The organism is Microcoleus sp. bin38.metabat.b11b12b14.051 (assembly GCF_013299165.1).
Classification (GTDB): Bacteria; Cyanobacteriota; Cyanobacteriia; order Cyanobacteriales; family Microcoleaceae; genus Microcoleus.
Window position 1 is genome coordinate 123,543 of sequence record NZ_JAAFKD010000019.1, and the last position, 6,792, is coordinate 130,334.

At 45.8% G+C, this 6,792-nt stretch carries 8 protein-coding genes; 4 read left to right on the plus strand and 4 right to left on the minus strand.

Features of this window, described 5'->3' with window-relative positions; all coding sequences use genetic code 11:
- Positions 1-350 precede the first annotated feature (350 nt).
- Together nblB and QZW47_RS20095 are read right to left on the minus strand one after the other, a co-directional pair.
- Positions 351-1,025 (minus strand): phycobilisome degradation protein NblB, encoded by a 675-nt coding sequence (gene nblB / locus QZW47_RS20090; protein WP_293130348.1) that lies wholly within the window; start codon positions 1,023-1,025, stop codon positions 351-353.
- A gap of 473 nt (positions 1,026-1,498) precedes the next feature.
- The gene (locus QZW47_RS20095) at positions 1,499-1,960 is read right to left on the minus strand and encodes a CBS domain-containing protein (RefSeq protein ID WP_293130351.1); all 462 of its coding nucleotides are present in this window, start codon (positions 1,958-1,960) and stop codon (positions 1,499-1,501) included.
- Between the two features lie 51 nt (positions 1,961-2,011).
- Here QZW47_RS20095 and QZW47_RS20100 point away from each other — a divergent pair, with 51 nt between their 5' ends.
- From QZW47_RS20100 to QZW47_RS20115, 4 genes are all read left to right on the plus strand, one after another.
- Positions 2,012-2,185: a hypothetical protein gene (locus tag QZW47_RS20100; protein WP_293130354.1), complete on the plus strand. Its 174-nt coding sequence runs from the start codon at positions 2,012-2,014 to the stop codon at positions 2,183-2,185.
- 146 nt (positions 2,186-2,331) lie between these two features.
- Entirely contained in the window at positions 2,332-2,658 is a 327-nt protein-coding gene (locus QZW47_RS20105) for a (2Fe-2S) ferredoxin domain-containing protein (RefSeq protein ID WP_293130357.1), read from the plus strand.
- A 198-nt stretch (positions 2,659-2,856) separates the two neighbouring features.
- Positions 2,857-4,365, plus strand: a complete 1,509-nt coding sequence (dacB, locus tag QZW47_RS20110) for a D-alanyl-D-alanine carboxypeptidase/D-alanyl-D-alanine-endopeptidase (protein ID WP_366930905.1) — start codon at positions 2,857-2,859, stop codon at positions 4,363-4,365.
- A gap of 220 nt (positions 4,366-4,585) precedes the next feature.
- Entirely contained in the window at positions 4,586-5,482 is an 897-nt protein-coding gene (locus tag QZW47_RS20115; RefSeq protein WP_293130362.1) for an alpha/beta hydrolase, read from the plus strand.
- A gap of 495 nt (positions 5,483-5,977) precedes the next feature.
- On the opposite strand, the gene QZW47_RS20120 is transcribed toward QZW47_RS20115, so the two are convergent.
- Together QZW47_RS20120 and QZW47_RS20125 are read right to left on the minus strand one after the other, a co-directional pair.
- Positions 5,978-6,202, minus strand: a complete 225-nt coding sequence (locus QZW47_RS20120) for a helix-turn-helix transcriptional regulator (RefSeq protein WP_293130365.1) — start codon at positions 6,200-6,202, stop codon at positions 5,978-5,980.
- 294 nt (positions 6,203-6,496) lie between these two features.
- Positions 6,497-6,685 carry a hypothetical protein gene (locus QZW47_RS20125; protein WP_293130368.1) on the minus strand — a complete coding sequence of 63 codons (189 nt, stop codon included), beginning with the start codon at positions 6,683-6,685 and terminating at the stop codon, positions 6,497-6,499.
- Positions 6,686-6,792: the final 107 nt, after the last annotated feature.

The following is a 6,792-nucleotide window of genomic DNA, read 5'->3' on the forward strand; positions in this document are numbered from 1 at the left end:
GGGCGAGAAACCCGGTTTCTACGAGTTTTGCATTTAGTTACGAGAAATCTACGAAGAAACCGGGTTTCTGAATTGTGTGTGCGCGCCAACTCGCGGGGGCGAGAAACCCGGTTTCTACGAGTTTTGCGATTAGTTACGAAAAATCTACGAAGAAAGCGGGTTTCTAAATTCTGTGTGCGCGCCAACTCGCGGGGGCGAGAAACCCGGTTTCTACGAGTTTTGCATTTAGTTACGAGAAATCTAGGAAGAAACCGGGTTTCTGAATTGTGTGTGCGATCGCGCGCGAACTAAGTTTTCACGATCGTCCTCATCAAAAATCCTAAGTTAATTCAAAATTGACCGCTGACAACTCACAATTTCAAAATATTATCTTGTCCGACTTTAGCCTCCTGAGCAACTTGCTCAACGTCATCTTTGGCGAGAATTTCCAAAGCCGCCCCTGCTTCTGCGCCGCCCAACCGGCCTAAAGCTTGGGCGACTCTATAACGGATTTGCCAATCTGCGTTAGAAGCGTAGGGAAGCAGCAGCGGCAGCGCCCGTTTATCTCCCAATTCACCTAATGCGCTAATCGCTATAGTTTGGATCAATTCGTTTTCCGAACTCAGGGCATTTTCTAACATCGGAAATGCTTTTGGATCGCCCATTTCTCCCAAGGCTGCGATGATGCTCATTTGCACCAACCATTCAGATGTACTGCTGTAAACTTGTTCCAAATCTTCTAAAGCAGCGGTTAATTTCAAGGCGCCCAAAGCATCGGCTGCTGCTGCTTGCACGTCGGCTTCGGGGTCGTTGCGTAAGCTGTGAAGCAGCACCTCTAAAGCGTTTGGCAGATTTTGTTCGCCGAGGGTTGACATTTGACTGACTGCTGCGTATCTAACGCGGACGTTTTTGTCGGCGATCGCCCTTTGAATCAAATTGTAGGCGATCGCGGGTTCTAGCTGTCGCAGTTGGTTGACTGCCCGCAGCCTTTCGCCAAAATCCTCGGAATTCAGCAATTGTTCGACAGACTCAGGGGTAATGCTCATTCGATTTTAAATTTGGTAATTGGTAATTGACAGTTGACAGTTGACAGTTGACAGTTGACAGAAGAGCCCGCCCGCGGAGTCGAGGGGTTGACAGCTTGCGCTGAGCGAAGTCGAAGAGTTGACAGCTTGCGCTGAGCGAAGTCGAAGAGTTGACAGTTGACAGCTTGCCCCGAGCGGAGTCGAGGGGTTGACAGTTGACAGTTGACAGTTGACAGTCGATCGAAAGAATAAGGAACAGGGAAGAATGGAAAAATATTTCTGCGTGTATTCCTGACTTCCATGTCGTGAATCTAGAGACTTATTGGATAAATCTTGGATTGATAGGGAAACCGCAACTAAACCCAAATAATTTCTAAAAGAGCGAGCGCATGAAAGCAATTCACGTCTTAGGTAATTGGTGATTGCCAAAAATTAAAAGATTGAAGGAGCGATCGGCTCATTTTCTGATACAATCCTTCAACTGCAACAATTAATTAAGACTCTGCCGCCATCGAGCGGATAATATCTCCCCTAGTGAGGATGCCGATTACTTTGCCGGCACTATCGACTACCGGCAATCGGTGGATGCTGCGATCGTGCATGAGTTTTGCTGCTTCTGAGAGAGATTTTGTGGGTTCGATGGTAACGGGATCTGCACTCATCGCTTCTCCTACTGTTTGTCCTAAAGCCTTGTGGAGCTCTCGCTCGTAACGCGAGGGATTTTCTAGGTAAATCACGCTGTCGAGCACCATGATGTAAGCGGGCGGAGTGACGCCGGTTTCCCGCCACATCAAGTCTGTTTCGGAGATGACTCCTACTAAGTAGCCGTTCTCATCTACGACGGGAAGACCGCTAATACGTCGATCGGCTAAAATTTTAATGGCTTCGTTAAGAGGCATTTCGGGGCGCGCCAAAATCGGATCGCGGCTCATCACATCGGCTACTATTTTGGGCATGATTGGCGGTTAATTGAGTTTTTGCTCCAAATCAGATCATATAAGCAAACCGTGACACAGACTGAAGAAAGGCAGCCGGGACAAGGGATTTGTTACATCGTAGAAAAACTCCAAAACTTTGAATGCCAGAATTTGAAAGGTTTTGGCGATCGCACCCACGAATTCTCCGGTTTGTCAGTCAAGCGCGCGGGCGATCGGGCTAACAACATTGTTAAAATATGTTAAACACCCGATATAGCAACCGCGCCCGACGATTAGGACGTTCTTAATTCCTTCTTCCTTCTTCCTTCTTCCTTCTTCCTTCTTCCCTCTTCCCTCTTCCTTCTTCCTTCTTCCTTCTTCCTTCTTCCTTCTTATATAAATCCTTACCGATGCCAGAATCTCCAGCCCCAGAAGCAGACAGCCAACCAGAAGCCCGCTGTGTATTAGTTTGCCAGTATCAATCTTGCCTGAGAAATGGTTCAGCAGCGGTACTCGCTGCTTTTGAAGCCCAACCAGTTGCAGGGGTAACAGTTAAGGCTTCTAGCTGTCAGGGACAGTGCAACACGGGCCCGACTGTGCGAGTCACCCCAGATGAAATCTGGTATTGTCGAGTTAAACCGAGTGATGTACCGTCGATCGTGGAAGAGCACCTCAAAGGGGGAAAACCCGTAGAGGCGCTGTTCAATCCGAGAATTCATATGCGCTATTACTATTAATCTTGACTTGATTCGGTGATTTTGATCGGATATGTTCGCATCTAATTTTGACTTTTGTTTTAAGTCTTTGATTGATGGTGAACCGCAGATTTAAAGCAGATATACGCAGACGAACGCAGATATTTATTAGATAAAAAGACGACTTTGAGTAGAAGTATTTTGAATAGTGATTGTGATGGAAGTTACGCTTTGAAAATTGTGAAAATCACAGGAATTACGGTTAGTTTGTTAGTCCTAATTCTGGGGCGCACGTCGGCGGTAGTCGCTCAAACGCCTGCGGTGGCTGGTGATATTTGTCCTGGGGATTTGGGGGCGAAGGTAGATGCGATCGCCAATCGTGCAGAATTTAGCCGATCGCGCTGGGGCATTTTGATTCAACCGCTATCATCTACCGCGACTCTCTACAGCCGCGACGCCACCAAATATTTTATTCCCGCATCCAATGTCAAGCTGCTAACCACGGCGGCTGCTTTGCAGAAACTCGGTGCAGATTTTCGGATTAAGACATCGGTTTACGGCGGCGCAAATGGGAGTTTTTATGTTGCTGGTAGGGGCGATCCGAGCATTGCTGAACCTCAGTTGAAGGATTTGGCGCAGCAGTTGAAACGCCGCGGAGTCGATCGCATAAATGAGTTGATTGGCGATGACAGCTATTTTCAAGGCAGTGCAGTCAATCCGAATTGGGAATGGGAAGACGCGCAATCTGGCTATGGCGCGCCGGTTAACAGTTTAATTTTCAATCAAAATGCGATCGAGCTTGTTTTGTCCCCGCAGGATCTCGGGCAACCGCTGAAAGTCACTTTTGCCGAACCCAAGTTAGCAAATCAGTGGCAAATTCAGAACAATTCAGTCACAGTCGCCTCCACTGAATCCGAGTTTATTGAAGTTGGCAGGGAATTCGATCGCCCTATCATTCGAGTTAGCGGACAGTTGAAAGTTGGTGCGGAATCTGAATCAGCTTATGTCGCAGTTGTCAATCCCGCGCCTAACTTTTTGCAACATTTTCAGCAAGTTTTGGTGGCTGAGGGAATCCCTGTCAAACAAGCTTTAGTTGCCTCTGCTTCTCGCAATTTAAATCAGGAATTAGCCTTTGTGACATCGCCACCGCTGGCGGAGTTGGTGAAGGAAACTAATCGGGAAAGCAACAATCTTTATGCAGAAGTTTTATTGAGATTGTTGGGGAAAGTCACAGGCATCTTGCCTGTGCCACAAGCAGTCACAGGCAAGATGCCTGTGCCACAAGAGGATACAGGCAAGATGCCTGTGCCACAAGAGGATACAGGTGAAGTTGGTTTAAAAGAGTTAAAAACAGCTTTAACTCAATTAGGCGTAAATCCAAACAGCTATATATTGGCTGACGGTTCGGGACTTTCCCGCCACAATTTAATTAGTCCAGAAGCCTTGGTGCAAACTTTGAGATTGATGGCGAATTCACCTGCTGGATCTATTTATCGCGCCTCACTGCCCGTGGCTGGCGAAAGCGGCACTTTAAAAAATCGATTTAATGGTACACCAAGCCGCGTAATTTTGCAAGCAAAAACTGGAACTTTGAGCGGAGTTTCGGCGCTGTCAGGATATATCGAAGTGCCGAATTACGAGCCGCTGGTGTTTAGCATTATCGTCAATCAATCTGACCTATCGGCTGCAAAAATGCGATCGGCAACGGACGAAATTGTGCTATTATTAAATCGCCTCCGTCGCTGTTAAAACAACAGATTGAAAGCTAGCATTTTTAGATAAGTAGTTACACCTAAAAAACACGACACCGAAAAACTCTACAAGTTTTACGTTTAACTACAACATTACAGCGGCGGGGATCGAAAAGCAGCTAGAATAAAAACAGAAGAATTAAAACCATTGGGCTGTTTGGGCCGGCTACCAGTCGGCAGATTCTGTACTCCCCGAAAATAAGTCTAACTTTGCAACTATGAAGTCTTTAAATTCCGAACAGCAACACATCTTTGTCGAAACCAACAACATTCGCTTGCACTGCGTTTCTCAAGGAGAAGGCGAGCTTGTTATCCTCCTGCACGGGTTTCCCGAGTTTTGGTACTCTTGGCGCCATCAAATTCCTGCTTTAGCGCGTCATTTCAAAGTTGTGGTGCCGGATTTGCGGGGCTACAACGATTCGGACAAGCCGGAAAGCGGTTATGATTTGGATACGCTGAGTGCTGATATTCGCGGTTTGATCGATCGGCTCGGCTATACAAAAGCTCATATTGTGGGTCACGATTGCGGCGGGGCGATCGCCTGGAACTTAGCTCAAAAATTCCCCGAAAATCTCAACCGTTTGGCAATTTTAAACGCTCCGCACCCGCAGCGATTCGTGCCAGAAATGGCAAGCAATTTAGATCAACTTCGTCGCAGTTGGCACATTTTAGCTTTCCAAGTTCCCGGCATCCCCGAATGGTTGATCCGGCAAAACTTGAAAGATTTTGTGCAAAATATTTTCCAGGGACAAGCTGTACGCAAAGGAGCTTTTAGCGCTGAGGAAACTAAGATTTATCAGACAGCTTTAGAAAAGCCCGGAGTGTTAGCAGCGGCGATGAATTATTATCAGCAAATGTTTCATCCGCAGCGACTTTGGCATTGGGGGCAGAAGTTAGAACCTGTGACAGTGCCTACTTTGGTGCTTTGGGGAGAAGAAGATGCGTTTTTGAGCCACACGCTTGTAGAAGGTTTAGATCGGTTAATTACGGCTCCGTTTAAGTTAAAATTAATCCCTAACTGCGGTCATTGGATTCAGCAGGAAGCGCCTCAAACGGTGAATCGAGAATTGCTGAGTTTTCTGAGAAATTCTTCTCGTTCTTTGGCTGTGACATAGCAGGTTTTAAACATTAGATATCTTGCAAAAGTAGGTATGTAGGGTGCGTCAGTAAAGAGTTTCTGGATGACCACAGAATTAAATCAGGCTGACGCACCCTACTATTTATGAGTAGACTTGCATTGCACTCATTCCACAATAATCAGGAAATTATCTGCGTTTATCCCTGTTCATCTGTCTTAAATCTGCGGTGACTGTATCAAGATCGGATTTATGCAAGAGCTCTAGTGTGTGTAGGGTGCGTCAGTAGAAAATTTCTGGATTACCAGAGAATTAAATCAGGCTGACGCACCCGTACTATCTAACTTATTCCGCCTCAAAAACAGGTATAAATCCCCGACACCAGCGTCAGGATAGATTCCAAAATTTTAGACCCTTCGACTTGCTTCGGCTACGCTCAGCACAAGTCGCTCAAGGCAACGCCCTAGTTCAAGTTCCCAGATTCATCTTTAGAATAAATCTAAAATCTAAAATCTAAAATCTAAAATCCTCTTATCAGTCCCAGAGCAAATTTTCTTTGATTAAAAGTGCAATCATCGCAGTTCTGGAGGAAACACTGAGTTTGATAAAAATTCGCCTCACGTAAGTAGCAACAGTCCAGTGACTGATATTTAAATTTTTGGCAATACATTTGTTTGGCAGGCCTTGGGCTACTAATTGGGCGATCGCTCTTTCCCTCGGGCTGAGGCTGATTATCGGTTTGTAAATTGTGCTTTGCATAGTTTTGAAGTGGAGTGACGAGTTCAAAAATTAATCTATTAATGGTAGAATCCCTAGTTTTTCTCGGACTTCAGATAAGGGAGTTTCCCAATCAGATGCAACATCCCAGTCAATTAGCCTAGCAGCTAATTTTCCATGTTTTAAGCCTTTGATAATTTGTCATATCGCGCATTTGCCACTGATTAGTCCAACTAACACTAAAATCGCAGAGGAAGGACGAAATACTTGAGCGCGAGTAAACGCTTGAAGTACAAATTCATCTTCTGTTGAAGGTGAAAGACCCGTCAGAACCGGTTAAACGTCGTGGTTTCGTTGAATCCAGTCTCCTGATGCGATCGGCTCAAACCCTTCTTCGTCTAGAAATCGCGCCACTGAGCACCCTAATGTTCCTGCTGGCAGTTGACGCAATTTTTCCAAGTCAATTTCAAAATGTCGATCGCTCTCAATTTGAGGATTAATTGTTGGTAGAGTCGATAGGGGCATCACTACCCCTACCTCTCCTTCAGAACGGAACGTGAAACTTTCGCTTCATTCCGCTCCTTGATATCTTCATCCTTTTTAAGGATACAATCCAAAACGGATGTTATAAT